This is a genomic window from Actinoplanes sp. GCM10030250 (assembly GCF_042666575.1).
Classification (GTDB): Bacteria; Actinomycetota; Actinomycetes; order Mycobacteriales; family Micromonosporaceae; genus Actinoplanes.
On sequence record NZ_JBHTDO010000025.1, the window covers coordinates 56321 to 80361 of the forward strand.

The window sequence follows — 24041 nt, forward strand, 5'->3', positions numbered from 1 at the left end:
TTCCATCGACAGGTATCGTCGGAAGCCGGTTACGCCGGCTCGGAGGTGCGATGACCCAGGACGCGCATGTGGACTTCACCGATCCCGCCTTTCAGGCGGATCCCCACCCGGTTTACGCGCAGTGGCGCCGCACCGGCCCGGTCCGCCGCACCCGGCTGCCCAGTGGCCTGACCGCCTGGGTGGTCACCCGGTACGAGGACGCCCGGCGCGCGCTGGCCGACCCCCGGCTCTCCAAGCAGGCCGCGTTCTCGGTCGGCTCCTCGCAGGTGGTGAACCAGCCGGCGAGCCCGGCGTCGGTGCTCTCCCGGCACATGCTGGCCGTCGACCCGCCGGATCACACCCGGCTGCGCCGCCTGGTGTCGGCGGCCTTCACGGCCCGCCGCATCGAGAGCCTGCGCCCGCGGATCGCGGAGATCACCCGGGACCTGCTCGACGCCGTCGAGGGACGCGAGCGGGTGGACCTGATCGACGCGTTCGCCTTCCCGCTGCCGATCCAGGTCATCTGTGAGCTGCTCGGCGTTCCGGCCGAGGACCGCGACGCGTTCCGTGCCTGGTCCAACGTGATCGTCGCCGGGTCGCAGTCCGGTGACCGGCTGGAGCCGGCGATCCGGGAGATGGTCGGCTACATCCTGGCCCAGATCGCCGAGCGCCGCGCCCGCCCCGGCGACGACCTGCTCTCCGGCCTGATCCAGGTGCGTGACGAGGAGGACCGGCTCACCGAGGCGGAGCTGTCGTCGATGGTGTTCCTGCTGCTCATCGCCGGCCACGAGACCACTGTCAACCTGATCGGCAACGGTGCCTACCTCCTGCTGCGCGAGCGCGAGCAGTGGGAGCGCCTGCGCGGCGATCTCACCCTGCTGCCCACCGCGATCGAGGAGTTCCTCCGGTACGAGGGACCGGTCGAGACCTCCACCTTCCGCGTCGCCACCGAGGACCTGGAGATCGGCGGTGTCACCGTGTCCGCCGGCGATCCGGTGGTGATCGTCCTGCTCTCCGCCAACCGGGACGACGACCGTTTCCCGGACGCCGCCGAGCTGCGCCTCGACCGGGCGCAGAACCCGCACCTGGCGTTCGGCCACGGCATCCACTACTGCCTGGGCGCCCCGCTGGCCCGGCTGGAGGCGCAGATCGCCTTCACCGCCCTGCTCGCCCGCCACCCCGGCCTGCGCCTGGCCGTCCCCGCGGAGGACATGCGATGGCGCCCGGGTCTGCTGTTGCGTGGCCTCGAAGAGCTTCCGGTCCTGCTCTGAGCGCTGGCATGATGTCGGCCGTGCCCCCTAGCGAAGATCCACTCCGGGAGATCACGGCGGAGCTGCCGGTGGTGGAGCCGCGCGGGGTCTACCGGGCCGCGAACCACCGTCGCACGGCCGTCGTGGCGGCGGCCGTCGCCCGGCCTGCTCGTGCTGGCGCTCGTGGTGTGGCTGCTTCCCGGCGAGGATCCGCCGGTCGCGGCACCGGTGCCGGTTGTCAGTGCGTCAGCCGTTCCGGAGGAGGCCCCGGCGGAGGCACCCACCCCGGAGCCGTCGCAGACCCCGGCCGAGACGACACCACCACCTCCGCCGGCCCGGCCCGCCGACCTGGTGGCCGGGCTGATGACCGTCGTCACCGCGCTGGAGCAGCGCGGCGAACTCGACGACGGCGACGCCAAGTCCCTCAACCGCCGCTTGGAGCAACTGGCGGAACGGCTCGACCGCGACCCGGACGAGGCGGCCGGCAAGCTCGAGGATTTCGCCGAGAAACTGGCCGACCTGCGCGAGGACGACGACATCAGCCAGGCCGGCTTCGACGCCCTTGCCGCCGGGGCCACCCAGCTCACCGCCCTGATCCCGGCCGAGCGCGACGACTGAGCCGCATCCAGGGACTCTTTGTCCGGGGATGAGCTCGGCCTTCATCCCGGCCGCCCGGCGCGCCAAGCTTGTCCCAGCGGCAAGGCAAGGCGAGGCGGGAGGGAGGATGGGAACGATGGACCGGGCACAACTGTCGGACTTCCTCCGCACCCGCCGCGAGGCGATGCAGCCGGAGGACGTCGGGCTGCCGAGAGGGCCGCGCCGGCGTACCGGTGGGCTGCGCCGCGAGGAGGTGGCGGCGCTCGCCGGGATGTCCGCCGACTACTACGGCCGGATCGAGCAGCAGCGCGGCCCGGCACCGTCCGAGCAGATGCTCGCCGCTCTGGCCCGGGCCCTGCATCTGGGTCTGGAGGAGCGGGATCACCTGTTCCGCCTGGGCGGGCACCCGACACCGCAGCGGGTGCTGCGCGACGACCACATCAGCCCCGGCATCATGCGGATCCTCGACCGGCTCGAGGACACCCCGGCAATGATCATCTCCCGGTACGGGGAGACGCTGCTGCAGACCCGGATGGCGGTGGCGCTCGTCGGTGACGAGACGTCGTACACCGGCCTGGCCCGCAGCGCCTGGTACCGCTGGTTCACCGATCCGCATGCCCGGCGCCTCTATCCCGAGGAGCACCACCCGAAGCACGGGCGGATCTTCGCCGCCCAGCTCCGCAAGACGTACACGGCTGTCCCGCAGGGTCGCGCCGGTGAGCTCGTCGACGCCCTGCTCGCCGCGAGCGAGGAGTTCGCCGCGATCTGGGCGGAGCACGAGGTGGGCCTGACGCACACCGACCGCAAGACGCTGCTGCACGCCGAGCTCGGCGCCCTGGACCTGTACTGCCAGAACCTGCTCGACCCCGACCAACTCCAGACACTGCTGGTCTTCACCGCGGTGCCCGGCTCGGCGAGCTACGAAAAGCTCCAGCTGCTCGCCGCCGTCTCCTAGAAAAACCCCGAATCCCGAAGGAAGGCACCACCATGTCCAAAATCGCCCTGATCACCGGTGGCAACCGCGGACTCGGCCGGGCCACCGCGCTCGCGCTGATCGATGCCGGCGTCGAGGTGATCTACACCTACCGCGGCGACCCCGGCGAGAAGATCGACGCGGTGGCACTGCCGCTCGTCGTCGGCGACCTCGACTCCTACGACGCGTTCGTCACCGAGTTGCGGCGGGTGCTCGCCGACCGCTTCGGCCGTACCGACTTCGACTTCTTGGTCAACAACGCGGGCGTCGGCCGGGCCGGCTCGATCGCGGAAACCCCGGTCGAGGCGTTCGACGAGATGCTCGACGTGCACTGGCGCGGCATGTTCTTCCTGACGCAGAGGCTGCTGCCGCTGATCGCCGACGGCGGCCGGATCGTCAACCTCTCCACCGGCCTGGCCCGCTTCACCGGCGAGGGTGTCTACGCTGCCTACGCCGCGATGAAGGGCGCCGTCGAGGTGTTCACCCGCTACCTGGCGAAGGAGGTCGGCCCGCGCGGCATCACCGCGAACGTGGTCGCGCCGGGACCGGCCGCCACCGAGTTCGGCGGCGGTTCGCTCCGCGACAACGAGCAGGTCCGGGCGCACATCGGCAGCGTCACCGCGCTGGGCCGGGTGGCCGAGCCGGCCGAGATCGCCGGCGTGATCACGGCACTGCTCGGCGACGGCACCGGATGGATCACCGGCCAGCGCATCGAGGCCTCCGGCGGCATGCTGCTCTGACGTGATCCGGCCGGCCTCAGCGTTCCGGTTTCAGGAGGCCGGCCGACCGCGCCCACGTCCGCAGCGCCCACCACCAGCGCATCGTCTCCAGCACGGTGAGCTGCGCGTCGTCCTCCCCGAACCCGGTGAGCTCCCGCAACCGGCGCAGCCGATATCGCACCGTGTTCGGGTGCAGGTGCAACGACTCCGCGGTCCGGTCCAGCCGCTGTCCCCGGTCCAGATAGGACAGCGCGGTGCACACCAGGTCGCGATGGAACTCGTCGCCCGGATCCAGTGCCGCCAGCAGGCCGTCGCGCAGGAAACCGGCGAGCATCGGCTGACCGTCCAGCGCACTCTCGCCGGCAAGATCGATCACGCTGTGCAGACCCGTTGCGCCGCGTTCGCGAGCTGCGAGCAACGCGGTCTGAGCGAGGCGGTGCGCCTCAACAGCTTGATGCAGGGGTACGACAGGAGTGGTCACGATCAACGCCGGCGCCGGCCCGCCGAAACCGGGCAGTCGCGGAGTCACGCCGCTCAACCGTCCGCCGACCGGTGCCAGCACACCGCCGCACCTGGCGAACGCCTGCTCCAGCTCGCGTACCCGGCCCGGATCGGCGGCGTCGGAGACAGCGCAGTGATACCGGCCCTCGGCGGAGAGCCCGAACTGCCCGAAGTCCTCGCCGCTGCTCTCCTCACCCAGGAGAAGGTGGCGCAGCAACCGGATGCGGGCCGCGCGACGATCGGTGTTCAGGTGCCGCTCGGCCGCCCGGTACCCGTCCAGGACGTGCCGTTCGAGGGCGTTGCCGTACCGGTCGAGGCGCAGCAGGCCGTGCAGCATCACGTCGTCGGGCAGCCCGGCGGTCCGCCCCCGGCTGATCGCGATCTCCAGGATCCGGCTGCGCCCGGCGTGCGCGCCGGAGAGCAGGGCCGCCACCGGTACGCCCAGCGCCGCACCCTCCGCGCCGAACCGCATCGCCTCGCTGAAGTCGCCGTCGCCGGGTTCGCCCGAGCCCAGGAACTCCCGGCAGCCCGCCTGGATCAGTGCGGCGACGTGCCTGCGGCTCTCCTCCCGCGGCAGCCGGGCGGCCTCCGGCGACTGCGCCCGGGCCGCGGCGACCACGTCGTCGACCAGCCGCACGTCCGTGGCCAGCCCGTGGACCAGCGCCGCGAGCGCAGAGGAGGTGATCGTCGCCGCTCGCGGGGTCGCGTCCGCCCCGAGTTCCATTGTTACCGCAAGGTAACAGGACTCGGCATCGATGGGAATCACGTCGAGGCGGGCTCGGCGGCTTCCTGGCGTCGTGCCTTGCGCTGGTTCTTGCGCCGGTACATCGCGGTGTCGGCCTCCCGCAGCAGGCCGTCACCGTCACCGGGCTCACCGGCGGCGACACCGATGCTGGCGCCCACCGCCAGCCACAGGTCCGCGATCAGCATCGGCTCGGACAGCATCACGCCGATGTGCTCGGCCAGCTCGGAGGCAGCCACCACGTCGGTGCCGGGCAGCAGTACGGCGAACTCGTCGCCACCCAGCCGCGCGACCATCTCGCCCGATCCCAGCAGCCCGCTGAGCCGTCCGGCGACCGTCCTGAGCACCTCGTCACCGGTGTGGTGCCCGTGCTGGTCGTTGATCTCCTTGAAGCCGTCGAGGTCGATCAGCAGCATGCTGACCTCGGCGTCCTCCTGGGCCAGGCGCCGGTGCAGCAGCACCCGGTTGGCCAGGCCGGTGAGCGCGTCGTGGGTGGCCTGCCGCTGGAGCTCGTCGTGCAGGGCACGGGCCTCGGTGGCGTCGCGGGCGTTGAGCACCAGGCCGCCGACTCTCGGGTTGTGCCGCAGGTCGGTGATGACGATGTCGAGCCACCGGTACGAGCCGTCGGCGTGCCGCCACCGCAGCTGGGTGCTGATGCCCCGGCCCGGGTTCGCGCGCAGCTTCGCGGTGAGCACCTCCAGCTCGTGGGTGTCGTCCAGGTGCGTACGTTCGATCAACGAGGTGTCGAGCAGCTCCGATGCCGGCAGCCCGAGCACCCGCTCGGCCGCCGGGCTCGCGTAATTGATCACGCCGGTGCCGTCGACCACCAGCGTCAGGTCGGAGGTGTGCTGCACGAGCGCGCGGAACCGGTCCTTCTGCTCGTCCAGCTCGCCGAGCAGCCGCTCGTTGTCGCGCAGTGCCGCGACCTGCCGGCCCAGCACCAGCGCGGTGATCGCGGCGGCGCCGATCGCGACACCCCAGACCCGCAGGTCGATCCGGCCGTCCCGGAGCGAGACCACGAGCAGCAGCTGGGTGGCGATCACCGCCAGGTACGGCATCCGGCTCGACCGCGGCCCGGGTTCCCCGCTCTGCCGCTCGGCCAGGCGGGGCTGCTGGATCTGCTGAAGGCGCAGCGCGAAGGCCAGCAGCACGCAGGGCAGCAGCTGGACCACGAACATCACCCCGGGCCCCGGGTCGCCGAACAGCCCGGTGGCCAGCGGTGCGGCCAGCGCGGTTCCGGCCACACCGAGGCTGCCGGTCACACCGGCGCTGCGGGTGAACGGCGCGGTACCGCTGAGGATCAGCTTGAGTACGCCGAACGTGATGAGCAGCATGACCGACGCGGTGGCGGCGGCGCCCCACCGGTCGGCGGCCTGCCGGCCGCTCAGCTCGCCGGCCAGCAGGAAGTACCAGAGGAAGACCGTGACGCCGGTGAGCACCGTTGCGGCGTCGAACCAGAGCCGCAGACGCTGCCGGCCGGCGCCGCCGAGCGGATGCCGCAGGGTCGCCACGACCACGGTGGCCATGCCGGCGATCACGAAGCCGGTCTGCACCAGGCTCGTCCCGGTGGTGCCGGGCCGGGCGATCAGCAGGGCGGTCTGATACGAGTCGCCGATCGCGCAGGCGACGCAGCCGACCATCACCACCCGCCAGAACCGGCGCCCGGCGACGGTCGTGCGGGGGTGGGTGACGAGCCGCCAGGCGAGGTAGACGTCCAGGATGTCGACGCCGGCCTGGATGACCCAGGACGTGATCGAGCCGCCCGGGCCGACCAGGAACCACGGCACGATCAGCAGGCACAGTGCCACGAGTGCCAGCAGAACCGGATCTTTCGCCCCGGTTGGCATTCGCATGAGCGCTCCCGTCTGGCCGCACCGGATGGCCTCCGGTCGAATCTGCCCATCGGCGGGTCCGCCGCGGAAGTGAGCGATCCGGTAGGGAGAGCGTGGACCGCCGGGCCTTCGGCATGGCCGAGAGCCGCGAGGATCATCCGATTCGCGTACGCGAGTTGATCCTGCACCGGTGTGGCGTAGCGCGTGTTTTGGGAGCTTATGGGTAGTTTTAGAGCGTGACAACGACCGCCAGCCGCAGCAGCGCGCTCCGGTCGTTGCCCGTTCTCCTGGCGCTCCTGTTCGCCTTCTTCGCGGCACCGGTCTCATCTGTGCAGCCTGCCGCGCCCGCCGGATCCAGTGCCTCCCACGCCGCCGCGATGCATCGGGCGGCCCCGGTCGAGGCCTCCGGCACGTCCGTCCGTACCCCGGCTCCTGAACCTGTGGCCTCAGCCACCGGCCGGCCGGTCCCGGACGCGGTGCGCGCCCTCCGCGCGCAGCTCACCGCCCGCGTCTCCGCCTCCCGCGCACCTCCCGCCAGCGCCTGACCCATCAGGGCAGCGCCACGCGCTGTCCCGGGTCGACGTGTGCCCGGACAGTTGCGAACCCACCAGAATGCGGATGAATCTTCCATGAACATGCTTGCCGAAATGCTGCTCACCGAACCCGCGCTGCCCGCGATCTGGGTCGTTCTGATGCTGCTCACCCTGCCCGCCCTGGTGGTCCTGGCCAGCCCGGACGGTGTCAACGACCCGCGGCGTGCGCTCGTCGACTCGATCACCCTCCTGCGCCGGCGTGAGGAGCGACGGGAAGCCGTGCGGCGGCAGCGCCGGGACGAGGCGGCGCAGGTGGTGCGCTATGCCGAGGAGGTCCGGGTCGCGGCCGACCAGGCGGGATGCGCGGCGCAGCGGTGGCAGGACCACTGGGAGGCCGCCGCTCAGCGCGTCGACGCGGCCTGGCGATCCTGGCAGGAGGCCGACGCGCGCTGGGCTCGCAGTCGGGTCACGGCGGCCTTCGGCACGCCTTTCACGGCACAGACCACCGCGGAGTACGCAGACCGTGAGCGCTTCCTGCACCGAATGGTCGGTGAAGCCGCTGCTCGTGGGGAGTTGCCCGCCGACGCGCTGTCCGACGCGCTGAGCGGCGGGGGCGGCTGGGACGCACGGCTGCACCCGGTCGAGCAGGAGCTGGCCGTTCACCGGGCGAGTGCCGCTCACCTGGAGCGGCTGCACCGGGAGGCGGTGGCTGCCGAGGGGGTGGCCTGGCACGACGTACAGCTGGCCCGTCGCAGCCGGGACAGCCTGTACCGCGAGGCTGCGGAGGCGCGGGGCCGGGCGGCCGCGGTGCGAAACCTGCTCCCGGCCGGGTCCGGTGCCGCCGCGGCCGGTGTTCGCCGAGTGATCGCTACCGGTCACGTGATGGTCGGCTGAGAGTCACCGACACGGCCGTGGGAGGCCGCCGCCGGTATTCGTCGGCACACGTCGCCGGTAGGGGCCGGCGTGAGCGCGGTGAACCGTCGCCGGCGTTGCTGGGCGTGCGTGTGTGATCACGCGCTGGTGGTGTTCGTGGCCGATCCTCATCATGTGGCCGAGAGCCCTGCCGCGCGATGACGGCAGGGCCTCTGCCGGTGCTACGACGTCCCGGACAGGGGCGTCGTAGCACCCTCGAGTCGCACATCGCGGAAGTTCCGATTGTTTTTCAGCACTTCCATCGGTGCGCGGCTATCGGTAGGCTCCTACGAAACGATGTCGAATTCGCCGTCCTTGGCTGAGTCCACGAAAGCGGTCCACTCCGCCTGCGTGAACATGAGAGCTGGGCCCGTCCGGTTTTTGCTGTCACGGACGGCGATTCCCTTGTCGAGGATGGCAACCTCGACGCAGTTGCTACCGCCGCTGCCGTTACTGCGACTGCCCTTTTTCCAGACGGCACCGTCGAGTTGGTGCGCGAACAAATCGAGCACCTCCCTTCGATATGAGATTGTCTCGGGAGTGCTACGCGACGAGCAGACTCTCGATCATCTTTATCGTAGTCCGATGGTCGAGCGCCTTCGCACTCAATCGCTCGAACTCCTCTCGGTACCGGGCAACCTCATTTGGTTGCTCTTCGTAGTAGTCTCCCGCAACGCCTTCGAGGTAGACAACATCCAAATGGGTGGTCTCCCTGAACTCCAAAAGGGCTGCTGAGCCGCTGAGGAACAGATGTTCACCGGCGCTGAAGGGCATGATCTGCAGCGTTACATTCGGTAATCTAGCTACGTCGATCAGGCGATCGAGTTGTTCCTTCATGACGGTCTCTCCGCCGACGACGCGGCGGACGACTGACTCGTCCATGATTGCGGAAAGCTCCAGTGGCCGATCCCCGCCCAGCCGGCTCTGCCTGGTCAGGCGCAGGGAGACCCGCCTGTCGATGTGATGCTCAGGATCGGTCGGGCGACCGGTCTTGATCAGTGCCCGCATGTACGCCTCGGTCTGCAGCAGCCCCGGGACGACGACCGGTTCCCAGGCGCGCATGGACGACGCCGCCGCCTCCAGGCCGACGAAGTTGCCGGGGCGCAGGATGTCGCGGTAATCGGTCCACCAGGTGCGCTCGCGCGACAGCCGCGCCAGCTCCACGAGCGCCTCGCGATATCCCTGGTCACGCACGTTGTAGAGGGTGAGCAGGTCGCGCACGTCGCGCGGGGTCACCGCGACCCGGGCAGTCTCGATCCGCGTCACCTTGGCGGCGTGCCACTCGAAATGCCGGGACACGTCCTGCTGGGTGAGGCCGGCCGCCTCACGGCATCGTTTGAGCTCCGCACCCAGCCGGCGGCGTCGGAGCGTCGGACCCTCGATATCGGACACCTGGACTCCCTATGGTCCTGATGAAGTCGATATTACGACCGGCTAGCGGTGATCCCGTAGTCCCCATTCATGATCGCTTTCTTCATGATCGGAAATGGCGGGGAAGGCACTGCGGGGCCTGAATAAGAAGTCTAGTACTTCTTGTATTGACCTTGATGTTGGGTACATGATGCTGCAGACATCGAGTTCTGTCTTGTTTCCAACATTTGGAAAAATGATCATTGGAACTTGCGTCGTGTCTAAGGGGCGTGGGCGGAGTGTTGGCTGACCAGTATTACCTGATCGCACACGAGGACCGCACCGGCCGGTCCCGGTTGCACCCTCGTGCGACCGGCTTGGGACTGGCCGCCGCATTACTGGCCGAGCTGGTCCTCGAGGGCCGTATCGGCATCGACGACGGAGAGCTCTTCATAATCGATCAGCGCCCGCCTCGGGACGCACTCGAGCACGACATCCTCGACCTGCTCTGTGCCCAGCAACAACATCGCGACGTGCACACCTGGCTCGCTTTCCTGTCACAGGATGCCGCATTACGAGTGGCCGAGCGGCTGATGCGCGTCGGCGCCGTCGAGCTGGTCACCAAGCGCCGCATGCTCGGCACCACGCAGACCCTCTACATGCCCAACTCGGCACGCCAGCGCAACGCCGCGGCCTGGGCCTCCACCCGCGTCGCCAACATGCTGGTGCGGGGGATGGAGCTGAACGTCACCGACCGCATGCTCGTCGGCCTGGTGGTCGCCACCGGCCTCACCCGCCACGTCATGTACGGCTTCGAGATGTACCCGCACATCTACCACGCTCTGCCCAGCATGATCGCCTCCCTGCCGGACGATCTGCGCGAGCTGGTCGAGTGCACCGAGTCCGCGGTGGGCTCCGCTCTCGCCGTCGGTCGGCGGTGAGTCCGGTCGGCCGCCACCAACGTCGCCGCGACAATGTCGATCAGTGGGCCGAGCGGGTGCTCCTCGAGCGCCGGCGGGCCGCCGAGCCCGACCTCATCTCGCGTGCGCTGGCCAGCAACCGTCTCGGTGTCTCGTCGGTCGTCTTCTTCGGTGTCGCCGGTGCGGCGCCGCTGACCGTGGTCATCGGCGGTATCTCCACCGTCTACGCCGTCATCGGCCAGACCGCCGCCCCGATCGTCTACCTCGTTGTCGCCGCGATCCTGTCGATCTTCACCGTCGGATTCGTGGCGATGAGCCGGCACATCGTCAACTCAGGAGCCTTCTACTCGTACATCACGCATGGTTTTGGTCGTCAGCTCGGTGTGGCAGCGGCGTTCGTGGCGCTGCCCGCCTACGCGATGATGCAGATCGGCCTGTTCGGGCTCTTCGGGGTGGTCGCCTCGGGTGTGCTGGAGGCGTTCGGCGTGACCGCGTCCTGGGTGATCTGCGCGCTCGTCGCGTGGGCCCTGGTGGCGGTGCTCGGCATGCTCTGGGTGGACCTCAGCGGCAAGGTGCTCGGCGTGCTGCTCGCCGCCGAGGTCGCCGTGGTCCTGATCTACGACTTCATCATGGTGGCCAACCCGGCCGGCGGCTCGATCAGCTTCGCGACGCTCGAACCGGTCCAGCTGCTCACCCCCGAGGTGGCGGCCATGATGGTGCTGGCCATCGCCGGGTTCGTCGGTTTCGAGGCCACAGTGGTCCTCTCCGAGGAGGCCAAGGACCCGCGCCGGACAGTCGCACGGGCCACCCACCTCTCGGTCATCCTGGCCGGCCTGCTCCTCGGCCTCTCTGCCTGGGCGATGTCCGTCAGCACCGGCCCCGACCGGATCGTCGCGGTGGCCAAGGAGGAGAAGACGGACCTGGTCTTCACCCTGGTCAGTCCCCATGTGCCGGAGATCCTGATCAGCATCGGCTACCTGCTCTTCATGACCAGTATCTTCGCCGCCCTGCTCGCCTTCCACGCCGCCGTCGCGCGCTACCAGTTCGCGCTCGGCCGCGAGGGCGTGCTGCCCAGGATCTGGGGCTACACGCACCCGCGGACCGGCGCACCCGTGACCGGCTCCATCGCGCAGAGCGTCCTGTCCCTGGCGGTGATCCTGCTCTACGCGGTCATCGACCAGGACCCGCTGGTGTACCTGTTCGCCTGGCTCACCACGATCGGCGGCCTCGGCGTCCTGATTCTCATGTGGAGCGCCTCCGCCGCGGTGGTCGCGTTCTTCCTCCGCAACCCCGGCCGGGAGAACGTGTGGCGCTCGATGGTCGCGCCGATCATCGCGTTCTTCCTGCTCAGCGTCGTCCTCGACGCCACGATCATCGGTCTCGGCGACATCCTTCAGGTTCCGGAGGGATCAGCGTTCAGGTGGGTCTTCCCGGTCGGCTACCTGATCTGCGCCCTACTCGGAGCCGTCTGGGCCCTCATCATGCGGCGCACCCGGCCGCAGGCGTACGCCCTGATCGGGCGAGGTGGCGACGGACGGGCCATTCTCGACGTCGCGATGATCAACCGCCCGCACTCGCACGCCGCCGTGACAGTCAACAACCCCATGCAGCAGTCGATCAGGTAGGGACAGGTCAATGACGTACGCCATTCAGGAGCTGGTCGTCAGGCATGTGTCGCCGCTCGACACCGCGGAGATCACCGAGCTGGTGGCCGACGCGATGTGGGACGGGCCGGTGGCGCGATGGCTGCACCCGGATCCGATGTCGCGGCGACGCAACGCGCCCCGGTATTTCGAGATCTTCGTCGAGCACGCGGTGCAGTACGGAGAGGTCTACGGAACAGCCGACGAGACCGGGCGGATGGCAGGCGTCGCGCTCTGGTTCCCCCTGACCTCGATGATCCCGCCGCCGTTCGACTACGACCGCCGGATCAAGGAAGCCGCCGAGGGTGCGGTGGACAGGGTCCAGCAGCTGGATGCCGCGCTGGACGCTACCCATCCGCTGGAACCCCACCACTACCTGGCTTTCCTGGCCGTGCGCCCGAGCCGGCAGAACCGCGGACTCGGGGCCGCGCTGCTCGAGCGTCACCACGCCAGGCTCGACCGTGCCGGGATCCCCGCCTACCTCGAGGCGAACCACCCGCGTAACCGCGACCTTTACCTGCGGCACGGATATCAGGTCCGGTCCGTGATCGACCTACCCGACGGGCCGCCGCTCTGGGCGATGTGGAGGGCGCCTATGGTCTGACCGTCTCAGGCAGCTTCCGGGAACTCGTAGGACCAGAACTGCTCCTCGTCCATTCGCTCGGCGCGCATCACGCCGCCGGCGAACCGGCGGAGGATCCGCTCGGTGGCCCGGCCCATGTTGCGCTTCATGTCGTTGTGACGGCAGAAGTCGAGGGCGATGATGCCGTTCTGGCTCGACGCGGTGTTGTACATCGCCTCCATCAGATCGAGCAGTGCCCGGGAGGAGCGAGAATCGCGATCGACCGCGACGAAACCCGCGTACCAGATGCGGTGCTGCCGGTAGAGCTCCGGCCAGCGGCGTTCGAAGTACTCGGGGGAGACGAGCGGCATCGCGAAGAGGTCGTTGCTGAACGTGGCGAGCCCGCAGAGGTCTCCCTCGTCGTTGTAACAGAGGTACTTCTCGATCCGCTGGTCCAGCATGACCTCGTCGAACTCCGACTGGTACATGAGGTGGCGTTGTACAGCTAGGGAGCGCATCTCTCCGAGTGCTCGCTCGTAGAGCTCCCATGCGGCCTTGTGCATCTCGTCGTCGGTGATCTTGTCGAGGACTTTGACAAGCATGGCTGCCCTCCCCGCGGGCGCTCGGCAAAGCTGCCCGCTTCAGCGTACTCAGTGGATCGATGACAGTTGACCATCAGAGTACGAAGAGCAATAGGTCCACGACAATGCGTGTTCGCCAATTGGATGTGCCAATTCCAGTTTGGAGGGAGCCATACGTACAAAACCCCCTTGCAACTTGCAAAGTTGCAGCTTAGAGGCCGGAGAGTACCCGTCCGAGTCTCCGTCGGCAATTCGAGGCGAGCCTGCTGGAATCGGTTTATGGAAAGCGCAGTATTCCGTGAGTCAGCCTTCCTGCAGAATGCACCGAGTACTGGCCTTTGTGCTATGGACATCGTGCGTTCGCCTATCGGAATTACGGCGCGAGCTCACCCTTCGACGACGCGACGGGGCACTGTGCCGGCCAGGCACCGCGGGCCATCCCAGCGAGATCAGCATCCCCTGCTCGCCCGGATGGCCCGTCGCCACGCCCACCCTGTTGCCGCGAGATCACGGTGCGGTGCAACGCGGCACGGTGTGCGGGCGTCGCCGGCGGTGGTTGGCGCGCGGCAGCGTCAACGTGTGCGGCTACCCGTGCTGGGCTGACCGGTCGGGGCGGGACATTGATTGACATAGTTTGACCTCCAAACATAATCTGCCGAGATCAGAGCGGGAGCGCTCCCATATCTTGCCCTCCCGCATCCACGCGTCCTCGTCAGGAGCGTCATGTCGCGTCAACTCGGCAGGTGGCGAAGCGTCGGCCTCGTCCTCGCCCTGATCACCGGAATCGGCCTCACCAGCGCCGGCGGAGCACCGGCCGCCGCCCGCGAAACGGTGCACGCCGGAGCACAGGCCGCCGCCGCTCGGGAAGCCGGGCGGAGCCCCGCGCAGGCGGCCGCCGCCATGCAGCCCGGCTGGAATCTCGGCAACACGTTCGACTCGACCGGGGACGACGAGACGTCGTGGGGCAACCCGCGTGTCACCCCCGAACTGCTCGACGGCATCCGCGCCCAGGGCTACAAGAGCATCCGCATCCCGGTCACCTGGGGACAGCACCAGGGCCCGGCGCCGGACTACACGATCGACCCGGCATACCTGAACCGGGTCAGGGAGGTCGTCGGCTGGGCACTCGACGACGGCTTCTACGTGATGCTCAACATCCACCACGACTCATGGCAGTGGATCAACACCATGCCGGCCGAGCACGACACCGTGCTGGCCCGCTACAACGCGATCTGGACGCAGGTGGCCGGCGCGTTCCGGGACGCCTCGCCGCGGCTGGTCCTGGAGAGCGTCAACGAGCCGCAGTTCACCGGCGGTGACCCGGCCGCCCTGCTCGCCGAGCTGAACACGTCCTTCCACCGGATCGTGCGCGGCACCGGCGGCGGCAACACCAAGCGCCTGCTCGTGCTGCCCACCCTGCACACCTCGTCCGACCAGGTGCATCTGGACGCGCTCACCGCCACCTTCGCGGCGCTCGGCGATCCGAACCTGATCGCGACTGTGCACTACTACGGGTACTGGCCGTTCAGCGTCAACGTCGCCGGTGGCTACCGCTTCGACGCGACCGCGCAGCAGGATGTCCTGGACACCTTCGCGCGGGTGCACGCCGCCTTCGTCGCCAAGGGCATCCCGGTGATCATCGGCGAGTACGGCCTGCTCGGCTTCGACAGGCACACCGGCACCATCGAACAGGGTGAGAAGCTCAAGTTCTTCGAGCTGTTCGGTGCGCAGGCCCGGGCACGCGGGATCACCACCATGCTGTGGGACAACGGGCAGCACTTCGACCGTGCCGCGCTGGTCTGGCGGGACACCGAGCTCTTCGGGCAGATCAGCTCGAGCTGGCGGACCCGCTCCGGCACCGCCTCCAGCGACCTCGTCTTCGTGCGCCGGTCCGCACCGGTCACCGCGCAGACGATCACCCTGAACCTCAACGGCACCGGCTTCACCCACGTCCGCCTCGGCAGCACCACGCTGCGCCGCGGACCCGACTACACCGTCTCCGGCGATCAACTCACGCTCACTGCCGGGTTGCTCACCCGACTGACCCAGAAGCAGGGGTACGGCGTGAGCACCTCGCTGTCCCTGCGGTTCTCTCGCGGGGTTCCCTGGCGTCTCGACGTCGTCAGCTACGACACCCCGGCGCTCTCCGCGGTCACCGGCACCACCGCGGCGTACGCGATCCCGACCGCCTTCAACGGCGACCGTCTCGCCACGATGACGGCCACCTACGCCGACGGCAGCAACGCCGGACCGCACAACTGGACCCCGTACAAGGAGTTCGACAGGGCGTTCACCCCGGACCAGGCGGCCGGGGTCATCAGGCTGACGCCGGAGTTCTTCGCCGAGGTCACCGACGGGGCGCCGGTCACGCTGAAGTTCTACTTCTGGAGCGGCGCGATCCTGACGTACCAGGTCACCCGTACCGGAACCGAGGTCACCGGCACGCTCGCCGGCTGACAACGGCCCCTCCGATGCCGGCGACCTCACGGGGTCGCCGGCATCGGCGCGTCAGGACTCGAAGGAGATGCTGGCGGCGGTGATGTCGGCGGCGTCGTAGAGGACGAACACGGCGTGGATGCCGGAGGCCTCTGAGATCGGGACGACGACCTCGGCCACTTCCTCGCGACCGGTGATCACCGGGACGGAAACGGTGGCGAGGGCCGGACCGGCGTACGGATCGTCGAGTCGCAGCGTGATCGAGCCGCCCTCGGCGCGGGCCGCCACGGTGGCACGGACCCGGGTGAGGCCGGTGCCGAGATCGACGTCGTCGAAGACTGTCCAGGCGCCGGGGGAGAGGCTGCGGAGCCCTTCGCCGGAGTCGTCCGCGACGGGGACGGTAGCCGTGGCGTCGTACCCGTCGTTGTCGATCAGGCGCAGACCGGAGCGGGGACAGCGGGCCGGAATCCGCTCACCGTGCACCCGCAGCGTCGCGGTCGCCGCCCAGTCCGTGCTGGAACTGCCCACCGCGATGGTGTGTCCCGCCTCCTCGACCACCCAGCGGGACCTGGTGACGTCCCAGAAGGCCAGGTCGTCGACGGAGAGCTCAAGGTGCACCGTGGTGCGTTCGCCGGGTGCCAGCCGGACGCGGTGGTAACCGCGCAACCGGCGGACGGGTTGCTTGACCCGGGATCGTTGCTGCCGGGTGTAGAGCTGCACCACCTCGTCGCCCGTACGGTCGCCGACGTTGACGACGTCGACGGAGACGGTCACCGTGTCGCCGGGGACCGCGCCGGTCGTGCTCAGGCGCAGGTTCTCGTAGCCGAACCTGGTGTAGCTCAGGCCGTGCCCGAAACCGAAGACCGGGGTGCCGCGGTAGTAGAGGTAGGTGGCGTCCGACGCGACGATGTCGTAGTCGAGCAGGTCGGGCAGGTCGCCGGCGTCCGCGTACCAGGTCTGGGTGAGGCGGCCGGTGGGTGCGGTGGGTGTGCCCGCCGGGTCGCTGCCGAAGAGGATGTCGGCCAGGGCGCCGCCGTGTTCCTGTCCGCCGTGCGAGGACCAGACCAGCGCGGGAAGGTTGTCCCGGGCCCAGCCCAGCGCGTACGGGTAGCTGCTGGTCAGCACCAGTACGGTACGCGGGTTCGCCGCCGCCACCGCCCGCATCAGGTCGTCCTGGGTTCCCGGCAGGGCCAGGTCACGGCGGTCCTCGGTCTCCCGGCCGGCCACCAGCGGATGGTTGCCGAGGGCGAGCAGCACCACGTCCGCCTCGGCGGCCACGGCTGCGGCCGCGGCGACCCCGTCGACGAGTAAGTCCACAGTGAACACGGTGGCGTCGCCGGCGGCCGCGGCCGAGGTGCGGACCAGGCCGTCGGTGTCCGCGGCGAGGTAACGGCCGCTCTGCACGTGACGCAGCAGCACCCCGTCCTCGACCGGCTCGAACTGGAACGTCTCGCGGACCTCCCAGCCGTTCGGGCCGGGACGGTCGGTGACCAGCAGGTGCGACTCGGGGCCGAGCCCGTCCGCGCCGACGTGACCGCCGGTGGCGACCGCGCGCAGCGAGAACGTCTCCTGTCCCCAGTCCAGCACGTCGAAGAGAGCAGCGTCGCCGGCGATGTCGTTCGCCCGTACCGAAAGAGGGTTTGAAGGGTCCGCGGTGAGCAGGCCGGACGCGCAGCGCAAGGCCACGCGGTCCACGCCCTCGTGGTGCAGCACCGAGCCGGCGCCGATCCGCTCAGCGATACCGTCCCGCAGGGTCGTGCGGTAGGGCGGAGTGCCGCTGTACCAGTCGTCGAAGACCGCGTCAGCTAGCGGACCGATCACCGCGACCCGGCTGTCCTCGGCCAGCGGCAGGATGCCGTCGTTGCTGAGCAGGACGATTGCCGCACGGGCGGCCTCCCTGGTCAGGGCACGGTGCTCAGCGCAGTCGATCACCTCGGGGCCGATCTCCCGGTAGGGATCCTCCTCGGGGTTGAACTCGCCCAGCCGGACCCGGACCGCCAGGATGTGCCGCACAGCGGCGTCCACGTCGGACTCGCTGAGCAGGCCGGTCGCCACCGCCTCGGTGAGGCGTTCGAGGGTGGCCTCCTGGTCCTCGGTGAGGCAGTCGACGCCGGCCCGGATCGCGGCGGCGAACCCGGCCACGTGATCGTCGTGCCAGTGCTGGTCACCGGCGATGTTGTGCACCGCCCAGGCGTCACCGACGACCATCACGTCGTCCTCGGTCCACGACCGCAGCGTCTCGTTGATCAGCGGGCTGAGGTGCGCGGGCCGGCCGTTGACCAGGTTGTACGACGCCATCACGGCGACCGCGGCACCCTCGGCGAGGGCCGTGCGGAAGGCGGGGAGCTCGTACTCGTGCAGCACCCGCGGCGGCATGTCGCTGGAGGTCAGGCAGCGGTCGGTCTCGTTGTTGTACGCCAGGAAGTGCTTGAGGGTCGGCGCGGTGCGCAGCCAGAGCGGGTGGTCACCGCGCAGGCCGGACGCGTACGCCGTGCTCAGGACGCCGGTCAGCCACGGGTCCTCGGCGAAGCCCTCCTCGTTGCGGCCCCACCGCGGGTCGCGGAGCAGGTTCACCACCGGGGCCCAGACGTTGAGCCCGACGTTGTCGGGGTCGCGGTGGTGCATGGCGCGTACCTCGGTGCCGACCGCGGTGCCGACACGCCGGAGCAGGTCCGGGTCCCAGGTGCTGGCCAGCCCGATCGCCTGGGGGAAAGCGCTTGCTGTGCCGAGCCAGGCGACGCCGTGCAGAGCTTCTGTTCCGGTCCGGAAGCCCGCGACGCCCAGCCGGGGGACCGGTGCCTGCTTCTGGTGGAGCAGAGCGATCTTCTCCGCCAGGCTGAGCCGGCCCAGAAGGTCGGAGACCCGCGTGGCGAGCTTCTGCTGCGGGTCGCGAAAGACGATGCGAGTGGGGGATTCGGTCACAACGTGGTCCTTCGGGCCGAGCACGGTGTTGTCGGCGCGCCCCTTCGATCCGGTGCGAATCGAAGTTGTCGAAGCGCTTCGACAACCGAGCGAGTGAAGCTTCCGCGAGGGGTTTCGCGAATGTTTCGTTCGGAGTTCTTCGAGGCTCGCACCCCTGTTGCGTCCAGGTCAAGGCGCGACGGCGATGTTCGGCCATCGATTGTTACTTGCCTATCCGTCGATTCCTAGGTTCGCGCGGCGCCGGGCTCGGCCTGCGTGGGCTGGGCCCGGCTTGGGTGGGCTGGGTCTCAGCGTTCGATTCCCGGGTTCGCGTGGCGCCGGGCTCGGCCTGCGTGGGCTGGGCCAGGGCCTGCGCGGGCTGGGTTTCAGCGGTGTGCGGGTTCGGGGAGATCGCCGGTGTCGACGCGGTCCAGGTGGGCGACGGCGCCGCCCAGTGCCGCGGCATGCAGGCCCAGTGTGGACGCGATGAGGCGGGCGCCGCCCGCCTCGGGTGCCAGGGTGTGCCGTGCCAGCTCGGCCTCCGCTGCCGGGACCAGCCACTGTGCGAGGGCGGCATAGTGGTCGCCGAGCGCGATGATCTCCGGGTTCACCAGGTTCGCGAGCAGGGCCAGGCCCTGGCCGAGGTGGCAGCCGGTGTCGCTCAGGGCGGCGAGGGTCGCCGCGTCGCCGGCCCGGGCCTGCACAACCACCTGCTCGACGGCCGGGGTGAGGTCGGCGAGCGCCTCCGGGTCGACATCCGGCAGGGCGCGGCGGACCAGCTGCTCGACCCCGGCGAGATCTTCCAGGGTGGGTGAGCCGGCCGGGCCGAGGGTGAAGCGCCCGATCTGCCCGGTGAATCCGTGCGCGCCGTGCAGGGGGCGACCGTCCACCACGAGGCCCGCCTCGATGCCGGCGGCTCCCGTGACGAAGGTGAGGTTGGTGCCGGCGGGGTAACCGCCGTGCCGCTGCTCGGCGACCGCGGCGAGACCCGCGTGGTTGGCCACCGCGACGCTCAGTCCGGGTTGGCGCAGCGAGCCGGAGAGCATCCCGCGCAGGTCCACGCCGGACCAGCCGAGCTGCGGTGAGAGGCGAACCGTGCTGCCGTCGGCGACCAGCCCGGGGACGGCGACGGTCAGGCCCAGCACATGTCTGCCCCGCTGACGGACCCGGGAGGCGGCGCGCTGCGCGAGGGCGGCTATCGCGCTGACACCGCGGCCCGCCTGGTCTGCCTTCTCGAAGGCGCGGTGCCACAGCAGCAGCTGCTCGCCGGCGTAGTCGACGGCCAGGGCCGTGAGCCGGTCGGCGGAGACCTGGAGCCCGATCGCCGCATAGGCCGAGCCGTCAAGGGCTAGCACAGTCGACGGGCGCCCGATCCGGTTGCTGCTCAGGCCGGTCTCCCGCAGCAGCCGCTGATCGATGAGATCGCTGGTCAGGCTGGAGACGGTGGCCTTGTTGAGCCCGGTCGTCGCGGCGATCGAGGCTCGCGAGCTGGGCCCGTTGGCGCGCAGGTGGCGCAGGACCACGGCGAGGTTCGTGGCTCTCACGTCGGTGAAGTCGGCCGGTTGAGGATCGGCCCGCGTGGTCTTCACATCAAGCTCCGCTCTCGGCCGCCCCGCCGGCTGTCCGCATCGTCATCTTGCCGCATCACCGTGGTTGGTCATCTCCTGAGTTTCGGTGCTGCTCCGATGGGTGCGCTCCCAAATGGTTCTTGTCGGGGTTCACCGCGTCGGTTAGCTTGTGCTCGATGTACTTAGTTTAGACGCTAGCCAAACTATTCCCATAACGGAAGGGTGGTGCGCCGTGCGGAACCCGCTGGAAGGCGCGTCGACGAACAGGCGGAACTTCCTGGGGCTGGTCGGCCTCGGTGCGGCCTCGGTGGCCGGCGGAGGTCTGCTCACCGGATGCAGCAAGGAGCCTGGCGCCAAGGGCTCGGCGACCACCGCCGAGCAGGCGGCCGGTGTCGTCCCCAACTTCAAGGACTCCACCCTCGTTCAGCCCGATGTCAAGGGCGTACGGCCGATGGCGGACGGCTACGTGAAGTACCCGACGACGCTCGCCGACGCGGTCACTGACAAGGCGATCACCAGCGGCAAGCCCATCACCGCGACCACGCCGTGGTGGGGTCCGGCGCCGCCTACCGCCAACAAGTTCGTCGAGGCGGTCACCGCCGACATGGGCGGCACGATCAACTTCAGCATCCAGGACGGCACCACCTACGGCGACAAGCTCAACACCATGCTGGGTGCCCGTGACGTACCCGACCTGACCTGCATCCCCGGCTGGGAGATCAACAAGCTGGCCCGGTTCTCCGAGGGTGTGCACGTGCTCTTCGAGGACCTGACGCCGTACCTGGCCGGCGACAAGATCAGCGCCTATCCGCTGCTCTCCGGCATCGACACCAAGGCGTGGCAGGACTCGGTGTGGGGCGGCAAGCTGATGGGTGTCCCGTTCCCCACGGACGCCCCGTTCCCCACCGCCCTCTTCTACCGCAAGGACGTCGCCGACCAGCGCGGCATCGCGGCGCCGACCACCCTGGACGAGCTCTACGACTTCGGCAAGAAGATGACCAACGAGGGCAAGGGCGAGTGGGCCTTCGGCGACATCTTCCAGGAGGTCCTCCAGATCTGCGGCAACACCGGATCGCAGAACGGGTGGGCCAAGGGCGCCGACGGCAAGGTCTACCACCGGTACGAGACCCCGGAGTACCAGCGCGCCGTCGAGTTCATGGCCAAGATCTACTCGGAGAAGCTGATCCACCCCGAGCTGGCCAGCAGCAAGGGCGGTGACGTCAAGACGCTCTTCAAGGGCGGCAAGATCTTCATGTTCGCCGACGGTGGCGGCGCCTGGAAGGAAGTCCAGCGCCCGGCGGTCGCGATCACACCCGCCTTCAACATGCAGGCCGTCAAGGTCTTCGGTGCGGACGCCGGCAAGCCGCCGGTGCGCTGGGCCAGCACGCCGTCGATCATGTGGACCTTCATCAAGAAGGGTCTGGGCCAGGAGCGTACGCAGGAGCTGCTCCGAGTCCTCAACTACACCGCGGCACCGTTCGGCACCAAGGAGTGGGAGCTGCAGAACTACGGCGTCGAGGGCACCCACTTCAAGCGGGACGGCAGCGGCGCGCCGGTCACCAACGACCTGTACGTCAAGGAGTTCGCGAACCAGTTCATCTTCCTCGGTGGCCGCCCGCCGGTCATCGTCGGTGGCCCGGACATCCCGAACTACGCCAGCGACTTCGTGAACTGGGGCAATGACGCCACCCAGTACATCGAGAAGAACCCGTGGGAGGGCATCAAGGTGGAGGTGCCGACCCAGCAGGCGGCGATCCAGCAGCCCACCGACGACAAGATCACGGACATCCAGCGCGGCCGGCGTCCGCTCTCCGACCTGCCGAAGGTCGTCGACGAGTGGAAGGCGGGCGGCGGCGACGCGGCTCGTGACTTCTACGCCAAGGTTCTGGCCGACAACGGCCGATGAGCGCTCCCCCGATCGTGGAGACCGGGGCCGGCACCGAGCCGGCCCCGCGCCCCACCGCGAAATCGTCGTCCCCACGGCAGCAGCTCACCTTCGGCGCCCGGCTGCGCCGCGACTGGCCGCTGATGCTGATGTGCGTCCCGGCGATGCTGTTGCTGCTGGTGTTCCACTACATCCCGGCCCTCGGCAACGTCATCGCGTTCCAGGACTACAACCCGTTCGCCGGCGACGGCCCGCTCGAGGCGTTCCTCTACAGCGAGTGGATCGGGTTCGGCAACTTCGAGTACCTGTTCAAGAACCCGGCGTTCTGGGACTCGGTCGTCACCACGCTGTCGATCACCGCTTTCCAGCTGGTGTTCTACTTCCCGATCCCGATCCTGCTGGCGATCCTGCTCAACAGCATCCTGTCGCCGCGCCTCCGCTCGCTCGTGCAGAGCGTCGTCTACCTGCCGCACTTCTTCAGCTGGGTGCTGGTGGTCTCGCTCTTCCAGATGATGCTCGGCGGTGCCGGCTTGATCGCACAGACCGCGCGCGAGGGCGGCTTCACCGCACCCGACTTCATGACCAACCCGGACACGTTCATCTTCCTGATCACCTCGCAGGCGATCTGGAAGGACGCCGGCTGGGGCATGATCGTCTTTCTGGCGGCTCTCGCGGCCATCGACCCGAGCCTGTACGAGGCTTCGGCCGCGGACGGCGCCGGCCGATGGCGGCGCATGTGGCACATCACGCTGCCCGGCCTGCGCCCGGTCATCGTGCTGCTGCTGATCCTGCGTCTCGGTGACGCGCTCAACGTCGGGTTCGAGCAGTTCATCCTGCAACGCGAGGCGGTCGGCCGGGAAGCGGCCGAAGTGCTCGACACGTACGTCTACTACCAGGGCATCGCGGTCCAGCAATGGGGCGTCGGTGCGGCCGCCGGCCTGTTCAAGGCCGTGGTCGGGCTCCTGCTCATCGTGGGCGCCAACAAGATCGCGCACCGGTTCGGCGAGCAAGGGATCTATTCGAAGTCATGAGCACCTCGACGTCAGTGAAACCGCGCCGCCCGTCCCTGCGACCGGTGTGGGAGGAGAAGCCCACCCTGCTCGGGCAGTTCGGCAAGGGCACGATCCTCACCTTCGTGGTGCTGGCCGTGCTCGTACCGCTCTGGGTCGTCCTGATCACCAGCCTCTCCTCCGAGAAGGTCATCAACGAGGCCGGCGGCTACGTCTTCCTCCCGCGCGAGATCGACCCCGCCGCGTACGTGGTGATCTTCTCGGGCGGCCAGGTCACCGATGCGATCCTGGTCAGTACGTTCGTCGCGCTGGTGGGCACGGCCCTCAGCCTGGTGGTCACCGTGCTGGCCGCCTACGGACTGTCCCGGCCCGGCACGCTCGGGCACCGGCCGATCCTCTTCTACTTCCTGCTCACGTTCCTGATCTACCCCGGCATGATCCCGAGCTACCTGGTGGTCACCGGCCTCGGCCTGAAGGACAACCTGCTCGCCCTGATCCTGCCGACCGCCATCAGCGCGTTCAACCTGGTGGTGCTGCGGGCGTTCTTCATGAGCATCCCCGGCGAACTCTTCGACAGTGCCCGCATCGACGGCGCCGGCGAGTTCCGCATCCTCACCCGCATCGTGCTGCCGCTCTCCCGGGCGGTGACCGCGGTGGTCGGCCTGTTCTACGCGGTCGGCTACTGGAACGCCTTCTTCAACGCGATCCTCTACATCGACCGCAACGACCTGCAACCCGTCCAGCGGGTCCTCCAGCAGTTCATCCTCGCCGGTCAGTCGCCCGCCTCGTCGGGGGCCGCGGTCTACATCCCCGGCCTGGGCAACTCGACGCCACCCAGCCTGGCGATCAAAATGGCAGTGGTCGTCGTGACGATCGTGCCGGCCCTGATCGTCTACCCCTTCATCCAGCGCCACTTCACCAAGGGCGTCATCATCGGCGCCGTCAAGGGCTGACCCCGCCATTCCCGTGCCAACGCGCGTCCGCTCACCTCCGCCACGCTCCGCGGCGTTCCGCGGCGTTCCGCCGTGTTCGCCGTGCTCTGCCGCGATCTTGTGGAGTTGGCCGAGGGCGGTGAACCGGTAGTTCACAAGATCTCAGTCCGGCGCGTCGCGTCGCTGAGCGGTGCCCCGCCACCGGCCGCGCTCTG

The 24041-nt window shown here is 69.2% G+C and carries 20 protein-coding genes; 13 read left to right on the forward strand and 7 right to left on the reverse strand.

Features of this window, described 5'->3' with window-relative positions; translation table 11 throughout:
• Nucleotides 1-50: 50 nt before the first annotated feature.
• The 4 genes from ACFQV6_RS28190 to ACFQV6_RS28205 all read left to right on the forward strand — a co-directional run bounded on the left by ACFQV6_RS28190 (nucleotide 51) and on the right by ACFQV6_RS28205 (nucleotide 3539).
• Nucleotides 51-1250 (forward strand): cytochrome P450, encoded by a 1200-nt coding sequence (locus ACFQV6_RS28190; protein ID WP_378030621.1) that lies wholly within the window; start codon nucleotides 51-53, stop codon nucleotides 1248-1250.
• 162 nt (nucleotides 1251-1412) lie between these two features.
• A complete protein-coding gene (locus tag ACFQV6_RS28195) occupies nucleotides 1413-1847 on the forward strand; it encodes an FIMAH domain-containing protein (RefSeq protein WP_378030622.1) in 435 nt (144 codons plus the stop codon).
• A gap of 115 nt (nucleotides 1848-1962) precedes the next feature.
• Complete coding sequence (locus ACFQV6_RS28200; protein WP_378030715.1) at nucleotides 1963-2781, forward strand: helix-turn-helix transcriptional regulator; 819 nt, start codon at nucleotides 1963-1965, stop codon at nucleotides 2779-2781.
• Between the two features lie 32 nt (nucleotides 2782-2813).
• Nucleotides 2814-3539: an SDR family NAD(P)-dependent oxidoreductase gene (locus ACFQV6_RS28205; protein WP_378030623.1), complete on the forward strand. Its 726-nt coding sequence runs from the start codon at nucleotides 2814-2816 to the stop codon at nucleotides 3537-3539.
• Between the two features lie 16 nt (nucleotides 3540-3555).
• Here ACFQV6_RS28205 and ACFQV6_RS28210 read toward each other — a convergent pair whose 3' ends face one another.
• Both ACFQV6_RS28210 and ACFQV6_RS28215 read right to left on the reverse strand, forming a co-directional pair.
• Nucleotides 3556-4743, reverse strand: coding sequence for a helix-turn-helix domain-containing protein (locus tag ACFQV6_RS28210; protein ID WP_378030624.1), 1188 nt, complete (start codon nucleotides 4741-4743; stop codon nucleotides 3556-3558).
• 38 nt (nucleotides 4744-4781) lie between these two features.
• The gene (locus ACFQV6_RS28215; protein WP_378030625.1) at nucleotides 4782-6614 is read right to left on the reverse strand and encodes a diguanylate cyclase domain-containing protein; all 1833 of its coding nucleotides are present in this window, start codon (nucleotides 6612-6614) and stop codon (nucleotides 4782-4784) included.
• Nucleotides 6615-6829: 215 nt separating this feature from the next.
• On the opposite strand from ACFQV6_RS28215, the gene ACFQV6_RS28220 reads away from it, so the two are divergent.
• On the forward strand, nucleotides 6830-7138 hold the full coding sequence (locus tag ACFQV6_RS28220) for a hypothetical protein (protein WP_378030626.1): 309 nt from the start codon (nucleotides 6830-6832) through the stop codon (nucleotides 7136-7138).
• 84 nt (nucleotides 7139-7222) lie between these two features.
• Nucleotides 7223-8020, forward strand: coding sequence for a hypothetical protein (locus ACFQV6_RS28225; protein WP_378030627.1), 798 nt, complete (start codon nucleotides 7223-7225; stop codon nucleotides 8018-8020).
• A gap of 305 nt (nucleotides 8021-8325) precedes the next feature.
• Here ACFQV6_RS28225 and ACFQV6_RS28230 read toward each other — a convergent pair whose 3' ends face one another.
• Nucleotides 8326-8541: a DUF397 domain-containing protein gene (locus ACFQV6_RS28230; protein WP_378030716.1), complete on the reverse strand. Its 216-nt coding sequence runs from the start codon at nucleotides 8539-8541 to the stop codon at nucleotides 8326-8328.
• Between the two features lie 40 nt (nucleotides 8542-8581).
• Nucleotides 8582-9430, reverse strand: a complete 849-nt coding sequence (locus ACFQV6_RS28235; RefSeq protein WP_378030628.1) for a helix-turn-helix domain-containing protein — start codon at nucleotides 9428-9430, stop codon at nucleotides 8582-8584.
• Nucleotides 9431-9687: 257 nt separating this feature from the next.
• Here ACFQV6_RS28235 and ACFQV6_RS28240 point away from each other — a divergent pair, with 257 nt between their 5' ends.
• From ACFQV6_RS28240 to ACFQV6_RS28250, 3 genes are read left to right on the forward strand one after another with little or no spacing between them, the layout of a single operon-like run.
• Entirely contained in the window at nucleotides 9688-10329 is a 642-nt protein-coding gene (locus ACFQV6_RS28240) for a GPP34 family phosphoprotein (protein ID WP_378030629.1), read from the forward strand.
• The gene (locus tag ACFQV6_RS28245) at nucleotides 10326-11933 is read left to right on the forward strand and encodes an APC family permease (RefSeq protein ID WP_378030630.1); all 1608 of its coding nucleotides are present in this window, start codon (nucleotides 10326-10328) and stop codon (nucleotides 11931-11933) included. The genes ACFQV6_RS28240 and ACFQV6_RS28245 overlap by 4 nt, the downstream gene beginning before the upstream one ends.
• A 10-nt stretch (nucleotides 11934-11943) precedes the next feature.
• A complete protein-coding gene (locus ACFQV6_RS28250; protein ID WP_378030631.1) occupies nucleotides 11944-12555 on the forward strand; it encodes a GNAT family N-acetyltransferase in 612 nt (203 codons plus the stop codon).
• Nucleotides 12556-12560: 5 nt separating this feature from the next.
• Here the strand turns inward: ACFQV6_RS28250 and ACFQV6_RS28255 are convergent, their stop codons facing one another.
• A complete protein-coding gene (locus ACFQV6_RS28255; RefSeq protein WP_378030632.1) occupies nucleotides 12561-13115 on the reverse strand; it encodes a hypothetical protein in 555 nt (184 codons plus the stop codon).
• A 702-nt stretch (nucleotides 13116-13817) separates the two neighbouring features.
• On the opposite strand from ACFQV6_RS28255, the gene ACFQV6_RS28260 reads away from it, so the two are divergent.
• Entirely contained in the window at nucleotides 13818-15551 is a 1734-nt protein-coding gene (locus tag ACFQV6_RS28260; RefSeq protein WP_378030633.1) for a cellulase family glycosylhydrolase, read from the forward strand.
• A gap of 51 nt (nucleotides 15552-15602) precedes the next feature.
• Here ACFQV6_RS28260 and ACFQV6_RS28265 read toward each other — a convergent pair whose 3' ends face one another.
• Both ACFQV6_RS28265 and ACFQV6_RS28270 read right to left on the reverse strand, forming a co-directional pair.
• Entirely contained in the window at nucleotides 15603-18452 is a 2850-nt protein-coding gene (locus ACFQV6_RS28265; protein ID WP_378030634.1) for a glycoside hydrolase family 3 C-terminal domain-containing protein, read from the reverse strand.
• 365 nt (nucleotides 18453-18817) lie between these two features.
• Nucleotides 18818-20020, reverse strand: coding sequence for an ROK family protein (locus ACFQV6_RS28270; RefSeq protein ID WP_378030635.1), 1203 nt, complete (start codon nucleotides 20018-20020; stop codon nucleotides 18818-18820).
• A 211-nt stretch (nucleotides 20021-20231) separates the two neighbouring features.
• Between ACFQV6_RS28270 and ACFQV6_RS28275 the strand changes: the two genes are divergently transcribed.
• The 3 genes from ACFQV6_RS28275 to ACFQV6_RS28285 are packed head-to-tail and all read left to right on the forward strand — an operon-like array spanning nucleotide 20232 to nucleotide 23847.
• A complete protein-coding gene (locus ACFQV6_RS28275; protein ID WP_378030636.1) occupies nucleotides 20232-21905 on the forward strand; it encodes an extracellular solute-binding protein in 1674 nt (557 codons plus the stop codon).
• On the forward strand, nucleotides 21902-22915 hold the full coding sequence (locus ACFQV6_RS28280; protein ID WP_378030637.1) for an ABC transporter permease: 1014 nt from the start codon (nucleotides 21902-21904) through the stop codon (nucleotides 22913-22915). The genes ACFQV6_RS28275 and ACFQV6_RS28280 overlap by 4 nt, the downstream gene beginning before the upstream one ends.
• Nucleotides 22912-23847 (forward strand): carbohydrate ABC transporter permease, encoded by a 936-nt coding sequence (locus tag ACFQV6_RS28285; protein ID WP_378030638.1) that lies wholly within the window; start codon nucleotides 22912-22914, stop codon nucleotides 23845-23847. The genes ACFQV6_RS28280 and ACFQV6_RS28285 overlap by 4 nt, the downstream gene beginning before the upstream one ends.
• Nucleotides 23848-24041 lie beyond the last annotated feature (194 nt).